This window comes from Arthrobacter sp. MYb221, assembly GCF_002979835.1.
Lineage (GTDB): Bacteria > Actinomycetota > Actinomycetes > Actinomycetales > Micrococcaceae > Glutamicibacter.
Map to the genome: position 1 here is coordinate 187,668 of NZ_PCPW01000002.1, position 20,280 is coordinate 207,947.

Annotated in this window: 20 protein-coding genes and 2 tRNA genes; 5 read left to right on the forward strand and 17 right to left on the reverse strand. The window is 60.5% G+C overall.

From position 1 onward, the window contains the following. Positions 1 to 6 precede the first annotated feature (6 nt). Positions 7 to 1,629 carry a cation acetate symporter gene (locus CQ015_RS03145; RefSeq protein ID WP_096287344.1) on the reverse strand — a complete coding sequence of 541 codons (1,623 nt, stop codon included), beginning with the start codon at positions 1,627 to 1,629 and terminating at the stop codon, positions 7 to 9. Continuing rightward, a complete protein-coding gene (locus CQ015_RS03150; RefSeq protein WP_096287346.1) occupies positions 1,629 to 1,973 on the reverse strand; it encodes a DUF485 domain-containing protein in 345 nt (114 codons plus the stop codon). The genes CQ015_RS03145 and CQ015_RS03150 overlap by 1 nt, the downstream gene beginning before the upstream one ends. Before the next feature lie 200 nt (positions 1,974 to 2,173). Here CQ015_RS03150 and CQ015_RS03155 point away from each other — a divergent pair, with 200 nt between their 5' ends. The 4 genes from CQ015_RS03155 to CQ015_RS03170 are packed head-to-tail and all read left to right on the forward strand — an operon-like array spanning position 2,174 to position 5,968. Then, positions 2,174 to 3,361 carry a sensor histidine kinase gene (locus tag CQ015_RS03155; RefSeq protein ID WP_105553721.1) on the forward strand — a complete coding sequence of 396 codons (1,188 nt, stop codon included), beginning with the start codon at positions 2,174 to 2,176 and terminating at the stop codon, positions 3,359 to 3,361. Between the two features lie 20 nt (positions 3,362 to 3,381). Then, positions 3,382 to 4,098 (forward strand): LytTR family DNA-binding domain-containing protein, encoded by a 717-nt coding sequence (locus tag CQ015_RS03160; protein ID WP_105649312.1) that lies wholly within the window; start codon positions 3,382 to 3,384, stop codon positions 4,096 to 4,098. Next, entirely contained in the window at positions 4,095 to 4,466 is a 372-nt protein-coding gene (locus tag CQ015_RS03165; protein WP_255248474.1) for a hypothetical protein, read from the forward strand. The genes CQ015_RS03160 and CQ015_RS03165 overlap by 4 nt, the downstream gene beginning before the upstream one ends. After that, complete coding sequence (locus tag CQ015_RS03170) at positions 4,463 to 5,968, forward strand: cation acetate symporter (protein WP_105649313.1); 1,506 nt, start codon at positions 4,463 to 4,465, stop codon at positions 5,966 to 5,968. The genes CQ015_RS03165 and CQ015_RS03170 overlap by 4 nt, the downstream gene beginning before the upstream one ends. A gap of 108 nt (positions 5,969 to 6,076) precedes the next feature. Here CQ015_RS03170 and CQ015_RS03175 read toward each other — a convergent pair whose 3' ends face one another. From CQ015_RS03175 to rpsB, 6 genes are all read right to left on the reverse strand, one after another. Continuing rightward, positions 6,077 to 6,649 (reverse strand): DivIVA domain-containing protein, encoded by a 573-nt coding sequence (locus tag CQ015_RS03175; protein WP_374954794.1) that lies wholly within the window; start codon positions 6,647 to 6,649, stop codon positions 6,077 to 6,079. A 143-nt stretch (positions 6,650 to 6,792) separates the two neighbouring features. Beyond that, positions 6,793 to 8,397: a phosphatidate cytidylyltransferase gene (locus tag CQ015_RS19245; protein WP_258137661.1), complete on the reverse strand. Its 1,605-nt coding sequence runs from the start codon at positions 8,395 to 8,397 to the stop codon at positions 6,793 to 6,795. Further along, positions 8,397 to 8,954, reverse strand: a complete 558-nt coding sequence (frr, locus tag CQ015_RS03185) for a ribosome recycling factor (protein ID WP_096287358.1) — start codon at positions 8,952 to 8,954, stop codon at positions 8,397 to 8,399. The genes CQ015_RS19245 and frr overlap by 1 nt, the downstream gene beginning before the upstream one ends. Before the next feature lie 107 nt (positions 8,955 to 9,061). Then, complete coding sequence (gene pyrH / locus CQ015_RS03190) at positions 9,062 to 9,784, reverse strand: UMP kinase (RefSeq protein WP_096287360.1); 723 nt, start codon at positions 9,782 to 9,784, stop codon at positions 9,062 to 9,064. 167 nt (positions 9,785 to 9,951) lie between these two features. Continuing rightward, positions 9,952 to 10,788 carry a translation elongation factor Ts gene (tsf, locus tag CQ015_RS03195; RefSeq protein WP_105553925.1) on the reverse strand — a complete coding sequence of 279 codons (837 nt, stop codon included), beginning with the start codon at positions 10,786 to 10,788 and terminating at the stop codon, positions 9,952 to 9,954. A 143-nt stretch (positions 10,789 to 10,931) separates the two neighbouring features. Next, positions 10,932 to 11,804 (reverse strand): 30S ribosomal protein S2, encoded by an 873-nt coding sequence (gene rpsB / locus CQ015_RS03200; protein WP_105553724.1) that lies wholly within the window; start codon positions 11,802 to 11,804, stop codon positions 10,932 to 10,934. Between the two features lie 406 nt (positions 11,805 to 12,210). Here rpsB and CQ015_RS03205 point away from each other — a divergent pair, with 406 nt between their 5' ends. Then, positions 12,211 to 12,732, forward strand: coding sequence for a M23 family metallopeptidase (locus CQ015_RS03205; RefSeq protein ID WP_105569929.1), 522 nt, complete (start codon positions 12,211 to 12,213; stop codon positions 12,730 to 12,732). 91 nt (positions 12,733 to 12,823) lie between these two features. Here CQ015_RS03205 and CQ015_RS03210 read toward each other — a convergent pair. The 9 genes from CQ015_RS03210 to CQ015_RS03250 all read right to left on the reverse strand — a co-directional run bounded on the left by CQ015_RS03210 (position 12,824) and on the right by CQ015_RS03250 (position 20,280). Then, a tRNA-Ile gene (locus CQ015_RS03210) sits at positions 12,824 to 12,897 on the reverse strand. Between the two features lie 99 nt (positions 12,898 to 12,996). Then, complete coding sequence (locus CQ015_RS03215) at positions 12,997 to 14,178, reverse strand: glycosyltransferase (protein ID WP_374954993.1); 1,182 nt, start codon at positions 14,176 to 14,178, stop codon at positions 12,997 to 12,999. Positions 14,179 to 14,231: 53 nt separating this feature from the next. Continuing rightward, positions 14,232 to 15,146, reverse strand: coding sequence for a DMT family transporter (locus CQ015_RS03220; protein WP_105553727.1), 915 nt, complete (start codon positions 15,144 to 15,146; stop codon positions 14,232 to 14,234). A gap of 91 nt (positions 15,147 to 15,237) precedes the next feature. After that, positions 15,238 to 16,077 carry a phage holin family protein gene (locus CQ015_RS03225; RefSeq protein WP_096287370.1) on the reverse strand — a complete coding sequence of 280 codons (840 nt, stop codon included), beginning with the start codon at positions 16,075 to 16,077 and terminating at the stop codon, positions 15,238 to 15,240. A 516-nt stretch (positions 16,078 to 16,593) separates the two neighbouring features. Continuing rightward, positions 16,594 to 16,666, reverse strand: a tRNA-Asn gene (locus CQ015_RS03230). Positions 16,667 to 16,848: 182 nt separating this feature from the next. Then, positions 16,849 to 17,682, reverse strand: coding sequence for an ABC transporter ATP-binding protein (locus CQ015_RS03235; protein ID WP_255248476.1), 834 nt, complete (start codon positions 17,680 to 17,682; stop codon positions 16,849 to 16,851). Beyond that, on the reverse strand, positions 17,679 to 18,470 hold the full coding sequence (locus CQ015_RS03240; protein WP_105649314.1) for an ABC transporter ATP-binding protein: 792 nt from the start codon (positions 18,468 to 18,470) through the stop codon (positions 17,679 to 17,681). Before CQ015_RS03240 ends, CQ015_RS03235 begins: the two co-directional genes overlap by 4 nt. 8 nt (positions 18,471 to 18,478) lie before the next feature. Continuing rightward, a complete protein-coding gene (locus CQ015_RS03245) occupies positions 18,479 to 19,333 on the reverse strand; it encodes an ABC transporter permease (protein WP_096287376.1) in 855 nt (284 codons plus the stop codon). Further along, positions 19,330 to 20,280 (reverse strand): ABC transporter permease, encoded by a 951-nt coding sequence (locus tag CQ015_RS03250; RefSeq protein WP_105569925.1) that lies wholly within the window; start codon positions 20,278 to 20,280, stop codon positions 19,330 to 19,332. Before CQ015_RS03250 ends, CQ015_RS03245 begins: the two co-directional genes overlap by 4 nt.

Here is a 20,280-nt window from a genome sequence, read left to right on the forward strand (position 1 = left end):
ACCGGACTAGTGGTCGACCGCCTTTTCGGCACCGACACCGGTCAGCGAGCGAACTTCCATCTCTGCCTGCTTGGTAATATCTTCAACGCCTGGATCGGTGATCGAACCCAGCCAGCCCAAGAGGAAGGCCAACGGGATCGAGACAATGCCGGGGTTGGCCAGCGGGAAGATGGCCATATCGATGCTTGGGATCATCGAGGTCTCCGAACCGGAGAAGACCGGGGAGAAGATGATCAGCAGCAGTGCCGAGGACAGGCCACCGTACATGGACCATACCGCACCGCGGGTCTTGAAACCCTTCCAGAACAGCGAGTACAGGATGGTTGGCAGGTTAGCCGAAGCGGCGACCGCGAAGGCCAGCGCCACCAGGAAGGCAACGTTCTGCCCCTGGGCGCCGATACCGCCGGCGATGGCGAAGATACCGATGATCACTACCGTGCGGCGGGCAACCTTCATCTCCTTTTCCGGAGTCGTCTTGTCCTTGGCGATCACCGAGGCATAGACGTCGTGGGCGAAGGAGGCGGCGGCGGTAATCGTCAGGCCGGCGACAACCGCGAGGATGGTTGCGAAGGCAACCGCCGAGATCAGGCCCAGCAGCAGCGTGCCGCCTAATTCGTAGGCGAGCAGCGGAGCGGCAGAGTTCACGCCGCCCGGAGCGGCCTTGATTCGATCCGGACCGATCAGTGCGCCCGCGCCGAAGCCAAGAACCAGGGTGAACAAGTAGAAGGCGCCGATCAGCCAGATCGCCCAGACAACCGACCTGCGCGCTTCCTTGGCAGTTGGCACGGTGTAGAAACGCATCAGCACGTGCGGCAGGCCCGCGGTACCGAGGACCAGGGCCAAGGCCAGCGAGATGAAGTCAAGCTTCGAGGTTCCGCTCATGCCGTACTTCAGGCCCGGGTTGAGCAGCTCCGGATTGCCGGCGACCTCGGCGGCCTTGCCCAGCAGCTCGGAGAAGTTGAACCCGAACAACGCCAGCGTCCACACGGTCATGATCAGTGCGCCGGCGATCAGCAGGCAAGCCTTGATGATCTGCACCCAGGTGGTGCCCTTCATGCCGCCGATCAGTACGTACATGATCATCAGCGCGCCGACGACGATAATGACCAGCGATTGCCCCAACTTGCCATCAATGCCCAGCAGCAGGGAGACCAGCGCACCGGCTCCGGCCATCTGCGCCAGCAAGTAGAAGACGCACACTGCGAGGGTGGAGACCGCCGCGGCGATACGCACCGGGCGCTGCTTCAAGCGGAAGGAGAGCACATCTGCCATGGTGAACTTGCCGGTGTTGCGCAGCAGTTCGGCCACCAGCAGCAGGGCCACCAACCAGGCGACGAGGAAACCGATGGAATACAGGAATCCGTCGTAGCCGTTGATCGCGATGGCACCGACAATGCCCAGGAACGACGCTGCGGAAAGGTAGTCGCCGGCAATGGCCGTACCGTTTTGCGTTCCGGTGAAGGAACGGCCACCGGCGTAGTAGTCCGCGGCGGTTTTATTGTTCTTGCTTGCCTTGAGCACGATCACCAAGGTGATGCCCACAAAGGCGGCGAAGATTGCGATATTCACCAGCGGGTTGCCGACCTGAGTCGATTCGGCCCCCTGGGCCAGGATCAGCGAAGAATTCATTAGTTCACGCCCTCTTTTTCCAGACGCTCACGAATCTTCGAAGCCTTGGGATCAAGTTTATTGTTGGAGAACTGCACGTACAGTGCGGTGATGACGAAGGTCGAGACAAACTGCAACAGGCCAAGCAGGATACCCATATTGATGTTGCCGAAAACCTTGATGGACATAAAGTCATGGAAGTAGTCCGCCAACAAGACGTAGGCGAAGTACCAAACGAGGAAAAAGATTGCCATGGGGAAAACGAAGCTGCGGTGGGTCTTGCGCAGTTCCTGGAATTCTTCCGAATCCCTTTCCGCCACAAAATCAATGTCATCGGTGACATCGGGTTGCGATTCAGCACTCATTGGTGCCCTCCTTGAACGAGTTAAACAGGGTAGTGATGACGCACACATGTGCATTGTGACTAAGTTCACTATTGGTCATTTGCCCGTCCCCCACTAGGGGTTCGGCCACGCCAATGGATTAGCGGATAAATTCCTGCGCTCAACGGCACGCTGCGTGACGACGAACGGTCAACGACGGCGGCGGGCTTTAGGATTGAAATATGTCACCAGCGCTGCAGATCACCCTCATCGTCACCATCGTGGTCGTGGGCATCGCCATCGTTGGCTACCTGGGATTCAAGATCTCCCGTTCCACCAACGAACTGGGGACCTACGCGGAGGAAGCCACCTTCCAGGCCCTGCACCATATGTCCATTGCGGTCCCCCACCTCGGACGCGGGCTCACCGAAGAGGGTGCGGCCAAAAGCGCCAAGGCGCTGCGCAAGCTGCTGGGCTGCTCCGCCTTCCTGATCAGCGACACCAGGGCGATCCTCGCCACCGACGCGGCCATCGAGTTCACCGCCGATCTCGAAGCACACGCCCAGTCCGTCAGCTCCTCGGTGATCGGCAGCCAGAAAACACAAGTCCACCGCACCTCCGGGCTGGATCTGGTGGCGGCCCCGATCATGGTGGGCGGGCAGGCGGTGGGCACCGTCACCGCCCTGGCCGAACGCGCCGGGGCGAGCTTCGTGCGAGCCGTCAGCGAGGTCGCGGTCTTCGTCTCCGCACAGGTCACCACCGCCGAGCTCGACGAGTCCAAGGCGCAGCTGCTCGAGGCGCAGATGCGTGCGCTGCGCGCGCAGATCTCCCCGCATTTCATCTACAACTCGCTGAACGCGATCGCCTCCTTCATCAACACCGATCCGGCGCGTGCCCGCGAACTGGTCATCGAGTTCGCGGACTTCACCCGGTACTCCTTCCGCCGTCGCGGTGAGTTCACCACCTTGGCCGAAGAGCTCGAAGCCATTGACCGCTATCTCCTCCTGGAAAAGGCCCGCTTCGGGGATCGCATTAAGGTGTCGCTGCAGATCGCCCCCGAAGTACTGCCCACCCAGATCCCGTTTCTGTGCCTCCAGCCACTGGTGGAGAACGCCGTGCACCACGGGCTGGAAGCCCGCCCGGACGGCGGAAGGATTTCGATTACCGCCACCGAGGACGGTTTGCACGCGGTGATCGCCGTGGAAGACGACGGGGCCGGCATGGACCCGGAACAGCTGGCCTCGGTATTGGCCGGAACCACCGTGAACATGCACGTCGGATTGCGCAATGTCGATGTGCGGCTGCGCCAGCTCTACGGCAACGCCAATGGGCTGCTCATCGACACCGCTCCGGGTGCCGGGACGCTGATTACCCTGAGAATCCCCAAGTTCCGTCCCCCACAAGGGCTAGAGACAGACGTATTGGCCTAACTGACGGTAGAGTTTTAGCCATGATTAATGTGGTCGTTGCCGATGATGAACTTCCAGCGGTTGAAGAAATCTCCTTCCTGCTCGGACAGGATTCGCGTATCGGAAAAATCCACCGTGCCACCTCCGGCGCCGCGGCGCTGAAGGCACTGGAAGAAAACGATGTCGATGCCCTGTTCCTGGACATCCACATGCCGGCGCTGTCCGGATTGGATATCGCCCGAGTCATCTCCCGCTTCACCCACCCGCCGCTGATCGTGTTTGTCACCGCCGACGAGGACCAGGCACTCCAGGCTTTCGAGCTGGCGGCAATCGACTACGTGCTCAAACCCATCCGCCCGCAGCGCCTGGCCGAATCGGTGCGCCGCATCTGCGAACTGGTCGATGACGAACCGGCCAAACCCGAAATGATCACCGTTGACCAAGGCGGCATCACCAAGCTCATTGCCCGCGAAGATATCGGCTATGTCCAAGCCCAAGGCGATTACGCTCGGCTGCACACCCGCGATGCCAGCTACCTGATTCGCGTGCCGCTCAATGACCTCGAACAGCAGTGGGCCGGATCCGGCTATGTGCGGATCCACCGCTCCTATCTGGTCTGCATGGACAAGATCGAGACGGTGCGGCTGCAAACGGGCAAGGCGGCGGTAGTGGTCCACGGCGCCGAGCTGCCGATCTCCCGGCGCGCCCTGCCCGACCTGCGTGAACGATTGGCCGCGAACCGGATCCGCCCATTGTGAGCCCGGAGCAAGACCGATTTGCCGAACAGCGCCCGCAACGCGTGCGCGTGCAGGCACCGCAGAACGCAAGCCTGAATATCGCCGCCGCCCGCCCCGAGCAGAGCGCCGAGACCTTCTACGTGCGCCAGCTGATCCGTTCCCAGCTTCGCTTGGCGGTGGCGGTCGCTGCGGGGCTGCTCATCATGCTGGTGGGCATCTCGGCGATCTTGGCCTTCTGGCCGGTGGTCGCCCAGGTGACGCTCTTCCACATTCCCCTGCCCTGGTGGATCTTGGGCGTGGGAATCTACCCGATGATCATCGTTGCCGGGCTGTTGTTCAATCGGGCCGCGGCGCGCAACGAGCGACGCTACCGGAGCATCTCTCGATGACCGGCGTGCTTTCGATCCTGGCGCTGCTGATGGTCTGCGTGGCCACCATGCTCATCGCTTTCTACGGGCTGCGGCTCTCCCGCACGACCAGCGATTTCTACGTGGCCTCGCGCACCGTAAAACCCTGGTGGAATGCCTCGGCCATCGGCGGAGAATACCTTTCGGCGGCCTCCTTCCTCGGAGTGGCCGGGTTGATTGTGCTCAGCGGCCAGTCCGGGCTCTGGTTCCCCATCGGCTACACCGCCGGGTACCTGATGCTGCTGCTCTTTGTGGCCGCTCCGCTGCGCCGTTCCCAGGCCTACACCATCCCGGACTTCGCCCAGATCCGCTTCGAAGACTCCGTGCTCCTGCGCAAGATCACCACCTATCTGGTGGTGATCATCTGCTGGCTGTATATCGTCCCGCAGATGCATGGCGCGTCGCTGACCCTATCCATCGCCACCGGGCTGCCCGGCTGGGTCGGACCGGTCATCGTCGCCGCGGTGGTGTGCCTGACAGTGGTCTCCGGCGGGATGCGTTCGGTCACCTTCGTGCAGGCCTTCCAATACTGGTTCAAGCTTGCGGCCCTGGTGATCCCGACCTTATTCGTGCTCTTCCAGGTCATGCCGGAATACTCGGTGCCCGAGCGGGCGGCAGCGATCGCCGGGCAGTTGCAGTCCATCGGCGGGATGAGCCTCTATGAGACGATTTCGATCATCCTGGCCTTGCTCTTTGGCACCTTGGGCCTGCCCCACGTGCTGGTGCGTTTTTACACGAACCCCTCGGGGCAAGCCGCACGCACCACGACGGCCATTGTGCTCTGCCTGCTCTCGGTGTTCTACCTGCTCCCCACCACCCTGGGGGTGCTGGGGATTCTCTATACCCAGGATCTGGGTGCCAATAACGCCGACGCGACGATCCTGCTGCTGCCGCAACGCATCTTCGATGGGTTCCTCGCCGATCTGCTCACCGCGATCGTGGTGGGAGGAGCCTTCGCGGCGTTCCTGTCCACCACCTCCGGGCTGGCCGTCTCCTTGGCCGGAGCGCTGTCGCAAGAGTTCTTCCAGGGCACCGTGCGCGGATTCCGGATCTCTACGGTGCTCGCCACCGCGCTGCCGGTGCTGATTGCCTTGCTCACGAATTCCTTGGCGTTGGCTGGCGCGATCGGCAATGTCTTCGCATTTACCGCCTCGACCATTTGCCCCCTGCTCCTGCTGGGCATCTGGTGGCGTTCGCTCACCGCCCGCGGGGCCATTGCTGGCATGTCCGTCGGCGCGGCCTGCTGCGGCTTGGCGTTGCTCGGATCGAATATGCTGCCGGAAAGCAGCGATTCGCTGTGGGTGCTGATGCTTCGCCAGCCGGCGGCGTGGAGCGTTCCGCTGGCCTTCGTGGTGATGATCCTGGTCTCCAAGTCCACCAGGCGCAGGGTCCCAGCCAATGCAGACCGCGTGATGGAGCTGCTGCATGTGCCCGAGCGCAGCTACAAGCCAGCTGGTGACACGGGCGCTGACCGGCTCCGCTGATTCGACCACGAATCGAAGAGATGCAGCCCAGGACGCTTTAAAGCACTAACCGCGGCTCTGACAGGCCTGCTGGTCTGCCAGAGCCGCGGTTGGCGCGTCTCAAAATTCCTAGTCGATCGAAGCCATCAGCTCGACCACGCGGTCGAGGAAGGCGTCCACCTGGGACTCTTCATAGCCTTCGGTGCCTACCGCTGAGCGGAACTCCACGCGGCGTACCGAGTCGACGGCCATCGGCACATCGCGTTCGAAGTAGTCGATCAGTTGATCGCAGAGCCGGTCGACGTCTTCTATGTTGTAGCTTGAGGCGTTGGAGCGTGAAGGTCGGCGGAAACGCTCACCCTTGGCACGGTGCAAACGCCCGCGGAGGATCGCTGCCAGGCGTCCGACCTGCTGCAACCAGACCTCTTCGCCCTGATGGGCAATGAGGTCATCACGCTCGCGCTTGGCGAATACGTCTTCCAGCCGATCCAGTGCGCCGTCCACTTCGCGGGCCTGGTAGCCGCCCTTTTGCGGTGCGAAGGTAGTGCGGCGGATCAGGTGGCTGGTCACCACGGCATCATCGTTTCCGCCGCCGTTAAAGGTGGCACGCGCCCGGCTGAGAAAAGCATCAACCTGCTTTACGTTGTAGCCGAATTCCTTGTCCGGGACCCGGGAGAACGGAGCATCTTGTTGCTGCGACACGACTATTCCTTAGTTCTAGACGAAAAGTCATTAGGCGTACCGCCATGATGCGGCACCCTTCAATCTTATGTGTTGTGAAATCTTTTGCTGCCATGGGCACACCGTCCGGCGCAGATCCGTCACCGGTTCTGCGCCTCACGCGTTTAGAAAACCGCGACGCTCCAGGCCAAGAGGTGCGAGATGAGATAGGCCAACGGGATGGCGAACAACAGCGAATCAAGTCTATCCATAATGCCGCCGTGCCCCGGAAGCAGGTTGCTCATGTCCTTGATGCCCAATTCACGCTTGACCATGGATTCAGCGAAGTCACCGGTGGTCGCTGCGACCGTGGTGAAGCAGGCGAGAATCACTCCGGACCACCAAGGCATATCCAGCCAGTAGTTGGCTGCCAGCGCGCCGATGGCCATGGACCCGACCATGGACCCGGCAAAGCCTTCCCATGATTTCTTGGGCGAAATCTTCGGGGCCATCGGATGCTTTCCGAATAGCACGCCCACGGCGTAGCCAAAGGTGTCGTTGCTGACCACCAACAGCAGAATCGTTGTAATCAGCAGGTTGCCGTTCTCGCCACGCATCACCAAGAGAGCGAAGCTGAGCAGCAAGGGAACCCAGCTGATGATGAAGACGCTGCTCATCACCGAGGCTGCCGCACCTTTGAGCCCCTCGAGGATTCGGAAGAGCAATGCCAAGATCAAGCTACCCAGATAGGCGAAACCCAACGCGTCGAGGCCACCGAGGGTAGCGCTGACCGGAAGCAATATGGCCGCCAAATACAGCGGGAATTGCTGCACCTCGGTTTTCGCATGGGTTGTCGCGCGGGCCACCTCCCAGGAACCTACCCCGGCGAGCACCACGATCAGAACCACCAGCAGGGTTGGCATCCAGAACAGTCCCAGCATCGCCAAGCCGAGCATCAAAAGGCCCACGCCGATGGCCGCCGGAAGGTTTCGCCCCGCCCGGGATTTCTTCGGTGGTCCCCCGATCAGCAATTCTGCGGGGATCTCCGCTTCTTCGGGTTCGGCTTTGCCGGTTTCGGCCAGGTCCTCGCTGTTCGCTTGCGGAGGTTTTGGCTGCGTTGCTTCCGCTGGCTTTCCCGCCGCTGGCTGCCCGTCCGAGGTCTTCGACGCCGGCGCAGGGGCAACTAGTTGCGCCTTTGCCTGCGCTTTAGCTTTCGCCTTGGCCACATCGACTACCGGTTTGGGAGCTTGCGGAGCTTGGTCAGCGCCGGCAGCTTCGGCTGGTTTCGACGAGCCTTCGGCCTGGGCCGGCTGCGGGGAGGAACCGATGGTAGCTTCGGGGGCTTTGACGCTATCCGGGCGAGCCACCGAAACAGGTTCGGGCTTTGCGGGAGCTTCGGCGTCCGGTTTAGCCGCTCCGGGCTTTGCGGTTTTGCCTGCTGCAGGTTGAGCGGCTGGCTTGGCGGTTTCGGGTGCACGTTGGGGCGCGGTCTGAGCGGCGGCCGACTGCGCGGTCGGTGCAGAAGTTTTTGGGGACGGCGAAGCGGTCTCGGCTGCCGGCTGGGCCGTAGCCGGTTTCGCCTTGTCGGCGGCCTTAGCCCCGGCTGGCTTCGCAGGCTCGGCTTGCGCCCCGGAGAGCGCTCGCTTGAGTTTCGAGGCGCGTGAGTTTCCGCGTTCGGCGGCTTCGCGTTTAGCGCGGGCCTCACGCCGAGTCATGGGCTGGTCTTCGCCGGATGCCACTGAGGGCACCGCCGAAGCGTTGCCCTCAGTGTTGTCTGTCGAGCCTGGCATTAGACGTCCAGCAGCTCAGTTTCTTTTTTCTTCAGGATCTCATCGACCGAATCAACGTGCGCCTTGGTCAGCGAGTCGAGTTCTTTTTCGGCACGGCTGCCTTCGTCCTCGCCAATTTCGCCATCCTTGACGAACTTGTCGATGCTGTCCTTGGCCTTGCGACGGTGGTTACGCAGGGCAACCTTCGCGTCCTCGCCCTTGGTGCGGGCAAGCTTGACGTATTCCTTGCGGCGTTCCTCGGTGAGCACCGGAAGCACCACGCGGATCATCTTGCCGTCGCTCGATGGGTTGGCACCGACCTCTGGGTCGCCCAAGGCCTTTTCGATGGCGCGCATGGCCGAAACATCGAAGGGGCTGATGGTGATGGTGCGTGCTTCTGGAACAGCGAAGGAGGCTAGCTGCATCAGTGGGGTTGGGGAACCGTAGTAGTCCACCATGACCTTGGAATACATGCCAGGGTGGGCGCGACCGGTACGGATCGTCGCGAAGTCCTCCTTGGCGGCTTCAATGGTGCGGTCCATCTTTTCGGCGGCATCCGCCAACGTTTCGTCAATCACCGGTACTCCTCAGTACTTTGCCTGCGCTCTGCTGCCTCAACCGCGATAACACGCAGGTGAAGCAACCGAACAAATAGATCTAAATCAATCCTATGCCACGAACACCCTTATGGGGTGACGGTGGTGCCGATCCGCTCGCCGCGGATGGCGCTTGCCACATTTCCTTCGCCTTCCATGCCGAAGACCAGCATGTTCACGTTGTTGTCCTGGCACATGGTCATCGCGGTCTGGTCCATAACCCGGATATCGCGCTGCAGCGCCTCCGAGTAGGTCAGGGTCTCGAGCTTCTTCGCGCTTGGGTCCTTTTTCGGGTCCGCGGTGTACACGCCGTCAACGCCGCTCTTGGCCATCAAGACTTCGTCCGCGTCCACCTCCAGGGCACGCTGGGCGGCCACGGTGTCGGTGGAGAAGTACGGCAGGCCGGCGCCGGCGCCGAAGATGACCACGCGATCTTTTTCCATGTGGCGGATGGCGCGGCGCGGGATGTAGTTCTCCGCAACCTGCGCCATGGCGATGGCCGACTGCACGCGGGTTTCCACGCCGCACTGTTCCAGGAAATCCTGCAGCGCCAAGCAGTTCATCACGGTGCCGAGCATGCCCATGTAGTCCGCACGGGAGCGGTCCATGCCCGCGGCCGAAAGTTCGGCGCCACGGAAGAAGTTGCCGCCGCCGACGACGATTGCCACCTCGACCTCGCCGACGGTCGCAGCGATCTGTTCGGCGACACCACGCACGGTGATTGGGTCAACGCCGACGTTGCCTCCGCCGAAGACCTCTCCGGAAAGCTTCAATAAGACGCGGCGGCGTTTGGTTTCTGGGCTGGTAGGCATGGGGTCTGTCTCCTGGGGTTGAGAAATCTGTATCCGGATCTCAAACTATCTTGTCATCCGGGCTCAAGAAAAGGGAGGCGAGTCACCGAGTTGCTCGGTGGCTCACCTCCCTTGACTTGTTTAGCCGCTCGCTAGAAGCGGCATTCGCTTACTGTGTGGCTGAACCCTTAGGCACCAACACGGAAACGGGCGAAGGCAACTGGCTTCGTGCCAGCTTCTTCGAAGACCTTGGCTACGGACTTCTTTGCGTCCTTGGCGAAAGCCTGGTCAACCAGCACGATTTCCTTGAAGAAACCGGTCAAGCGGCCTTCAACGATCTTGGTGAGGGCGGCCTCTGGCTTGCCCTCGGCGCGTGCGGTTTCGTCGGCGATGCGACGCTCGTCTGCAACCTTGTCCGCAGGAACTTCATCGCGGGACAGGTAGGTAGGAGCCAATGCGGCGGTGTGCACTGCAACGTCGTGGGCGACGGTTGCGGCGGCTTCGGAATCCGCATCAACGGCCATCAGGACGCCAACCTGTGCAGGCAGGTCCTTGCTGGTCTTGTGCAGGTACGCTGCAACGCTTGCACCCTCAACGCGGGCAACACGGCGGACAACGATCTTCTCGCCGAGGATTGCGCCCTCTTCGATGACGATCTCCGAAAGTGGCTTGCCGTCCAGCTCGTAAGCCTGCAGTGCTTCGGCGTCTGCGGCACCGGAGGCCACAGCGGCATCCAGAACCTTGTTTGCCAGCTCGATGAACTTCTCGTTCTTGGCGACGAAGTCGGTCTCGCAGTTGATCTCGATCATGACACCAACGGTGCCATCGACCTTGGCGGCTACGAGGCCTTCTGCGGTCGAGCGGCCTTCGCGCTTGGTAGCGCCCTTCAGACCCTTGACGCGGATGATCTCGATGGCCTTCTCGGCGTCGCCGTTAGCCTCGTCGAGAGCCTTCTTCACGTCCATCATGCCAGCGCCAGTGCGTTCGCGCAGAGCCTTGATATCAGCAGCGGTGTAGTTTGCCACGTGCATCCCCGTTCACTAGGAGGTTTCAAGTTTATGTCGCTCGTGGGACGGGTCGGATAACCAACCCGTCCCACGAGACTTTATTGAGCATCCTTCCACGCATGGTAGCGCGTGAAAGCAAACTCTAAGAGATAGTCAGATGACTACTTGGCTTCTGGAGCCTCTTCAGCAGCAGCTTCAGCTGGTGCCTCGGTTGCTGCTTCAGCTGGTGCTTCGGTTGCAGCTTCGGCAGGAGCCTCGGCCTTTGCCTTCTCGCCTTCGAGCAGCTCGCGCTCCCACTCGGCCATTGGCTCTGCAGCGCCCTCGGTCTTGCCGGCAGCCTTGTTGTTCTTGGCGATGAGGCCTTCAGCAACAGCGTCTGCGACAACGCGGGTGAGCAGGTTGACGGAGCGGATGGCGTCGTCGTTACCTGGGATTGGGAACGTAACTTCGTCCGGATCGCAGTTGGTGTCCAAGATGGCCACAACTGGGATACCCAGCTTCTGAGCTTCGTCGATAGCCAAGTGTTCCTTCTTGGTGTCAACGATCCAGATAGCGGAAGGGGTACGGGTCAGGTTACGGATACCACCGAGGTTGTTCTGCAGCTTGGTCAGCTCGCGCTTGAGCAGCAGAAGTTCCTTCTTGGTGTGGCCCGAACCGGCAACGTCCTCGAAGTTGATCTCTTCCAGTTCCTTCATGCGCTGAACGCGCTTGGAGACGGTCTGGAAGTTGGTCAGCATACCGCCGAGCCAGCGCTGGTTCACGTATGGCTGGCCAACGCGGTTAGCCTGCTCGGCGATGGATTCCTGAGCCTGCTTCTTGGTACCGACGAACAGAACGGTGCCACCGTGGGCGACGGTCTGCTTGACGAACTCGTAGGCACGGTCAATGAACGACAGCGACTGCTGCAGGTCAATGATGTAGATGCCGTTGCGCTCGGTCAGAATGAAGCGCTTCATCTTTGGGTTCCAGCGACGGGTCTGGTGGCCGAAGTGGACGCCGCTGTTAAGCAGCTCTCGCATGGTTACGACTGGCATGTCGCAACTCCTCTCAGCAGTGGCGGACCGGACGCATGCGCGTCCGCGGTAACTGCTCTTAGTTGTTTGGGTTGTACGCAGATCCCCGTTTTGGTTATCTGCCCTAGTGCGCGGCCCGGACTGCTTGACAGTCCGCGCAAGTCCACCGATTCTCTCGGACCACTGGAACTTGCGCCCACTTCCTGTAAAGGTCGTGGAACCTCGCACGCGAAGTCAATCTCTTGACTGGTGCACCAATTTTGGACACACCTATGACAAGAAACTGCAGTTCCAAGTGTACTACACCGACCCCGTCCGGCTGACAGAGATCCTTGGTGATCTAGCGCCTATAAACTCATCCCGGAAGTTACCCACAAACGGCCATCGATCCGAGGTCTAGCCAGATTCGGCCGCGCATGCTGAATAGATGAATTCGAAACACCTCCTGCTGCTGACCCAAGCACTGCTAGTGCTGTCATTGATTCCTCCGGGAGCCCACGCACAGCCAGTGGATTCCCTCGCGCAACCAACCGCTGCGGCCGTGTGGCGTTGGCCGTTGACCGGTGAGCCGAAGGTCCTGAATGCCTTTGATAAGCCGGCCGAAAAATGGTCGGCCGGTCATCGTGGCGTGGATCTTGCCGCAGCAGAAGGCGCCCAAGTGATTGCCCCGAATCGTGGACGCATCACCTTCACCGGGGTGGTCGTGGACCGTCCCGTGCTGGTTATTGACCACGGCTACGGCTTTAAGACGAGCCTGGAACCGGTAACCAGTGAGCTGCAGGTGGGCAGCTGGGTTGAGCCCGGCGCCAAACTCGGGTTCGTGGCGGTGGGGGCGCACTGCACCGGCCGATGCATTCACTGGGGCGTGCGACTGGACGGAGAATATATTGATCCAGCGCTCTTGATCGAGGACTTGCGCCCGTCAATCCTATTGCCGCTGAACGACTGAACTTGCGGATTCGCTCGGCTCATGGCCGACATAGCAAAAAGGAAAGCCACCGAGTGACTTGTTTCCACAAGTCGCTCGGTGGCTTTTACCGTAGGGCGTGCCGGACTTGAACCGGCGACCAAGGAATTATGAGTTCCCTGCTCTAACCAACTGAGCTAACGCCCCACTATGAGAATTACCGCCACAGCGGTAACCACACTCGAAATATTCTAGGGCATGACCAGCCAAAATCTCGATTCGAGGTCGCGGTGGTGTCCTCACGCTCTAATGCTGGTTGACGCTTTGACCGCGGTATAGCGCTTCGAAGGAATTCATGGTCTTCTCCTGCGCATGATTCATGACCTTGCGATGGCCAGCTTCGCCCAGTCGTTCGCGGGCCTGCTGGTCCATGCTCAGCACCGTATCAAGCTTCTGCGCCAGGTCTTCGCGGTTCCCGGGTTCAAACATGTAGCCGTTCACCCCCACATCGACAAGATGCGGCAGTGCCATCGCATTGGCGAGCACCACAGGCTTCGATGCGGAGAGCGCCTCCAACGTCACCAGAGACTGCAATTCGGCGGTGCCCGGCTGACAGAATACGTCGCAGCGCAGGTACGCAAGGCGAAGCTCCTCGGTAGTGACGTGGCCTAGGAACCGAACTCGATCGCTCAATCCCTGCTCGTGGGCAATACGCTCCAGGGGTGCGCGCTGTTCACCGCCTCCGACTACTTCGAGGACTGCGTCGGGAACCTGCTTCATGATGGCCAACGCCTCGATCAGTTCATTGACGTTCTTCTCAACAGCTAAACGGCCAACAAAAAGAATCGTCGGCGCTTCGTTGCGAACTATCTCTTCGCCCTCAGCCAACTCATAATTTCCGGCTTCAATGCCATTGGACAGCGGCAAAACCTTGGTCAGTCGTGCATAGTCTTTCATGGCTTTGGCCGCCAGAGGGGTGGGCGTGGTAACCGCGTCGGCCTTGCCGAAGATCTTTCCCATATCGCGCCAGGAGTTACGCGCGACAATTTTCTTGAACCACTTCGGGAATGGCAAGAACGGGTCGAGGTTCTCGGGCATGAAGTGATTTGTTGCGACCGAGCGCACACCGTGCTTCCGTGCGTAGGCAATCGTCTGCTGGCCGATCATATAGTGGCTCTGCGCGTGCACCACATCCGGGTTGATATCAGCCAGGAGCTTATTGATCTGTGAGTTAACTTCCCAAGGAAAAACGATCCGGAAGTACTCGTGGGTTGGTACGGCGTGGGATTGCAGGCGATGCACAATCGCCTCCGGACGAACTTCGGTGAAGGTCTTGCCGTTCTCCCCGCGTACCGCCAAGACGTGCACGCGATGCCCACGCTCTTTCATGGCGGTGGCCAAGCGATAACAGAACATGGCCGCGCCATTGATATCCGGCAGGTAGGTATCGGCGGCGATGACGATCGTCAGCGGTTTTTCCTCGGCCACGTATTGTCCTTGTTCGATCAACATATTGTCTTGTGAGAAGTACTTAGCTATTTCTATGTGTCATGGCTAGACAGGGTTTTTAAATGCCGCGCCTTGGCTTTGCGATCCAGAACCACCGGATGATGACGAGACAGCGCCACCACGCCAACGATCGCAAGCACCCCGGCCAGCGCCATGGCCACAGCCAGCATGGCAGGCACATCCGGACGAAGCTCACCCAGGATCGTAATGCCTATGGCGATGCCGACAATCGGGTCAATTACCGTCAGTCCTGCGATAACCAAGTCCGGCGGTCCCTTTGAATAGGCGTTTTGCACAAAATATGAACCAAGCAGCCCCGCCACCACCACAGCTGCTAGAGCAAGCCATGGCACCGATGACCAGAATTGGCTGCCCAAGTGCAGCACATCGATTGCGACGGTACGTACCAGCACCGCTACGAAGCCAAAGAGCACACCGGCCCCTACGATGTAGAAGATAGCCCCGAGTTTCCGGTGGAAAAACAGTGCAGTGATTCCGATCATTGCGATAACACACGCCAGAATCACCTCGATCAGCAACTCCTCGGAGTTGCTGACCTGATGCTGATCACCGGTAACGTTGATTGCCATCAGTACGAACGTGGCCGAGCCAACCATACAAGCGGCGATCGCGAGTACCGTCGGAAGATTCATCGTGAGCTTGTGTTCGCGCGCATTGACCACCGTGGTCACCACCAGCGCGATGGCGCCAATTGGCTGTACGACGGTCAGCGGGGCGCTGGCCAATGCGAAGACATTGAGCACCATGCCAAGCCCGAGCAGCAGCAAACCACTCATCCACCGGCCATTGCCCATCAGCTTGCCAATATTGCCGAGGGTGACATCCAAACCACCGGCGGCAGACTTTACGGCGCTCGATTGGAAGTGCGCGCCGAAGGCAAGGCAAAAGGCACCGCATAGTGCCGCTGCAATAGCGATCCAAACCATGTCAGTGCCTTTCCCACTAGTTCCTTGTATTCCGAGAGGCCATGCTGCGCGGTTGCGTGATATCGCCGCGCCACCTCATCGGTTCAAGAACCTAGGAGCGCTTGACCAGCTTACGAATGATCGCAACGAGAGCCCCGGCCGACGCTGCAATGATCGCAAAAGGCTTAGCCTTCTCCACCCGTTCTTGTCCTGCACGATCAGCTTCGCTGTTCTCACCATTGTTCACCGACGGGGTGACGAAACTACGTGCCTTGGCAGCAGCGTTAGTCACCGAGTCTCCGGCGTTTTCGGCAAACTGGCGTGCTTTGTCGATTTTGGCTTTGGGTCCTAGAACGCTCTGACCCAAGTTGTCGCGCAACGCCTGTATCTGGCGGCGGCGACGCTTTGTGCGAAGTACCAATTCATCCGCGCTAGGAGCCGGAGGTTTAGGTTCCTTCTTCTTGTCCTTTGCGGACTCTTCGGATTCGTCCTTCTTGCGCATTGGCTCATCCAAGGTGCTGACGTCGAAGTTGCTGCCGTCCTTGATCACACCGATATCGTGGCGCAGGCCGCGAATCGCTGCTTCTGGAGTCAGCGGCAAGGCTTTCTTAACCTTGAGATAAATAACAAGGGCAAGAATTGCTGCCACCAGCAGGAAGAAACCTGCGACGATCAGTGCAGCTGCCCAGCCCTGGAACCAGATAGCCAACACGTTCACCAAGGTGACAACCACTGCAACTACAAACAGCGAAACTACTACAAGTGCGCCCGCCGCAAGTCCGGCGGCCACACCCAAACTGATGCCCTTGCTCTTGAGCAAGGTGGTTCCTAGCTTGATCTCGTCCGAGAGCTGCTGCGGGACAAGCTCCTTGAGTCCATCGACTTGCGCCTTGGCACTCTTGACGCTCGACTTCAGGCTTTCATCTGCTTGCATCGAATCAGCTTCAGACATGGTTTCTCCATATTCTCGATCGCTCGGCAACCGGTGTTTCCACGCTAGCACTCCGGTTACCGCCTACGTATCAGTCTTCAGGCGTAAACCCCACAGCTAAATCTCATGCCACGGGTGTAACTGTTAACGATTTGAAAGTCTATCGTCTATCCACTTGAGCTTATAGGAAGCGACCGCATCAATATGCATGCCCCGTAGTTCACATCCTGTTCATCAGTTACCTGCCGACTAATCGTGTCCGAGGCCCGTCAATACCTCACCGACCAGAAATCCGATTCGCTCTCAAGGATCAGTTTTATATAGTCCATGCTGACTACCCGAACCTCTAGCCGTCCGCCGCGTCTCAAAACGCACCGGAGCGAACACGCGATTACCTAATAAATATCCTAGCCAGAGCCCAACTCGCGACGCTATCAGGGTTTCCCCTGAAGATCGCGCAGATATCCCGAAGTCCAATGGGTGAAGCTTTAATGAATAAGGCCCCAACCGCGTCATGCGGTTGGGGCCTTAAGAAAGCTCCTCCAACTGGACTTGAACCAGTAACCCTTCGATTAACAGTCGAATGCTCTGCCAATTGAGCTATGGAGGAATACAACGAGTAATACCTTAGCATCGGCCAAATGACGTTTTCAAATCGACTACACGCTGCGTCCAGAACAACGTGCCCAGTTAATTTTAATAGCCCAAAAAAGAGGATCGTAGTGACTGCCGGCCGACCAATCTCAACATGGAGCCTTGACACTGTCGAACCAATAATTCGAATCTGCTATGTCAGCGTACTGACTGGAGCAGATCGAATTCCCGACGACGTGCCATGACCTCGTCTGGGTCCCACCCGAGACCGGGGACCGAAGAAATCAGCAGCTTGGTGTAGTCGTGCTGCGGATTCTGCAACACGTCTGACACTATCCCCTGCTCGATGGGATCCCCTCGATACATGACCATCACCTTGTCACTGACCTCCTGGATGACTGCTAGATCATGGCTAACAAAGAGCAACGCGATGCCGCGCTCCGCGCGGATCTCGTTGAGCACCTGAAGAATCTGTGCCTGCACCGACACGTCCAGTGCCGACACGGCCTCGTCGAGGACCAACAGCTTCGGGCTGCTGGCCAACGCGCGGGCAATGGCCAGACGTTGGCGTTGGCCGCCACTGAGTTGATGCGGGAAGGAAGACAGAAGTCGCGGTTCAAGACGCACAGAGTTCATGAGCTCTGTGATTGCCCGCTGCAGCTCGTCGCCGCGCAGGGGCGATTGCAACTTCAGCGCCTGGCCCAAACACTGGCTCACCGACAGCCTGCGGTCCAGGGATCCATACGGATCTTGGAACACCATCTGAATTTCTGCGGCCCGTTCCTTTCGCCCCGCGGCACCCCGCCGATTGAGTGCGCGGTCGCGGCCAGCAATTTCAACGCTACCGGAATCCGGAGTCTCCAAGCCCACGAGCATACGTGCCACCGTGGTCTTGCCGGACCCGGATTCACCCACCAGTCCCAGGGATTCCCCCGGCGCCAAGTCGAAAGAGACCTTGTTCGCAGCCACCACGGCGGGGCGCCCCTTGCCCATGTCGAAGCTCTTACAAAGCTCCCGAACGACGATACTCACAGTCTTTGTCCCTTCAAGCTCGGAACTGCCGACAACAATTCCCTGGTGTATTCCTCACGCGCGGCGGCAAATAGGTTATTGCCTTCCAGCTCCTCGACGATGCGACCCTTGAACATGACATAGACCCGGTCACAATAGGCGGCGGCCAGGTGCAGGTCGTGGGTAATGAAGAGCATGCCCAAACCTCGTGAGCGTTGGGCCTCGCGCAGCACCGATAGCACCTCAGCCTGAGTGGTGACGTCCAAGGCACTGGTAGCCTCGTCGGCCAGGATCAACTGAGGTTCGCTGCTGAGCGCCGCAGCTATCACCACACGCTGGAGCATGCCGCCGGAGAACTCATGCGGGTATTGGCGCATGCGTTTCTCCGGCTGGGTCAGCCCCACGGCGCGCAGCAGCTCCATGCCCTTGGCGCGTGCGGCGAACTTGTCCACGCCCAGCACGTGGACCAGGCGTTCGGTCAGCGAGTCACCGATGCGCCGCACCGGGTTCAAGCTGCCCCGCGGATCCTGGTGAATCATGGCCACCTCCCGGGAACGCACCGAGTGGAGTGCATCCTCCCCGCAGGTAAGCACGTTCTCGCCATTGACGTTGACGGTGCCGGTACATGAGGCCGACTGGGGGTACAGCCGAAGGGCCGCCCTGACGGTGGTCGACTTGCCGGAGCCGGACTCCCCTACCAGGCCAACCACCTCGCCGCGTTCCACGTGCAGATCCACCCCGTGCAGCACGCGAGTGCTGCCTCCGGGCGTGGCGAAATCCAGTTGCAGGTTCTTGATCTCCAGGAGCATTGTCTTCCTTATGGCTTCTTGACGTTGAGCTGGTCCGAGAGTCGGACGCCGACGATGTTCACCGCGACGACGACGGCGGCAATGACCAAGCCCGGGGCGAGCGTTGGCCAGAGATGGCCCTGGATAATCCCGGCCTGGCCCTCCTGGACCATGAGCCCCCATTCGGAGCTTGGCGGTTGGGCACCGAAGCCGAGGAAGCTCAGCGTGGCGAGGCTCATTAGGCCCTCTCCGAAGAGCACCACCAGGTAGCCCAGTAAGGCCGGGGACATGTTGGGGATCAGGTAGCGCAGGCAGATCATCGGCGCGCTCACGCCTTGGATCCTGTAGGCGTCGATGTAGGGGCGGGAAAGTTCGGCCAGCGCAATACTGCGAGTGAACTTCGCGATCACCGGCGCGTAGGCAAGCGCCAGGGCCAGGATCGCGGTGGCCGGCCCCTTGCCAAAGACGGCGATGACCAGCACCACGAAGAGCAGCCCGGGGAAGGCAAACATCACGTCGGTGATGCGGGCCAGCAGCGTATCGACCCATCCGCCGTGCCAGGCCGCGAGCGTGCCGATCAACACCCCGAGCACCGTGGCCAGGGCGAGCAGCAGCAGCGGTCCGATCAGGCTTTCGCGCGCCCCGAAGAGCACTCGGGAGAAGATGTCCCGGCCCAATTGGTCGGTGCCGAACAGGTGCCCGGCCCCGGGCGAGGTCCAAATGGCCGAGAAGTCGATCTCGTCCGGGGCATACGGTGCGATCCAGGGCGCGAGGACCGCTCCCAGGATCACCAGGACCAGAAATCCCAGGCAGGTGTTGAAGGCCGCGCCATACCCCTTGGTGCGTTTCCGCGGCGCATTGATCAGGGTCGTTGAGGTGCTCATGGTTTCCCCGTTCTGGCACGGATCCGTGGATCCAATAGTGGGTGGACGATGTCCACCAGCGTGGTCACCAGCATGTAGGCGACGATCATGTAGAGCAGCACCGCCTGCACGACGGCAAAGTCATGGGTGTTTATGGCGTCGACCAGCAGCGCGCCGACGCCGCTGATCCCGAAGACCCCCTCGATCACCACGGTGCCGGCGAGCATGCTCGCCACCACCAGGGCGACCATGGTGATCACCGGACCCCAGGCGTTGCGCAGTACATGCCGCACCACCAGCTTGCGTTCCGCCAGCCCGAAGCTGCGGGCCGCCTCGACGTGGTCTGCGTCCAACTGTTCGATCATCGACTGCCGGGTCACCCGGCTGACGATGGCCAGCGCCCCGATGGACAGGGAGACCGCGGGAAGGAACAAGTGGTGCAGCCGTCCGGCGATTCCGTCCCCGGCCCCGGTGACCGGGAACCAGCCCAAGGTGACGGACAACAAGTAGACCAGCAGCAAGCCGGTCACGAAGGAGGGGATCGATGCTGCAAGCGTCGTCGAGCCGGTGATCGCCGAGTCGACCCGCGAGCCACGGCGGATCGCCGAAACGATGCCAAGCCCGATGCCCAGGATGATGAACAGCACCGAGGCATAGCCAACCAGCCACAGCGTGTTGGGCAACCGGGTGGCCATCAAGTCCGACACCGGCTGCAGGTAGTGGAACGAGGTCCCGAAGTCGCCGGTGAACGCGTGGGTGAGCCACAGCCAGTACTGGACAAGCACCGGCTGGTCGAGGTTGTACTGGGCGCGCACGGCCGCGATTCGTTCCGGGGTGATGCCCTCGGGGTTGCCGATCAGGAAGGTGACCGGATCCCCCGGGGCCGCGTGCATGGCCATGAAGATGATGAACGACCCGGCCAGCAGGGTCACCAGCATACCTGCCAGCCGGCCAATAATGCGTTTCAT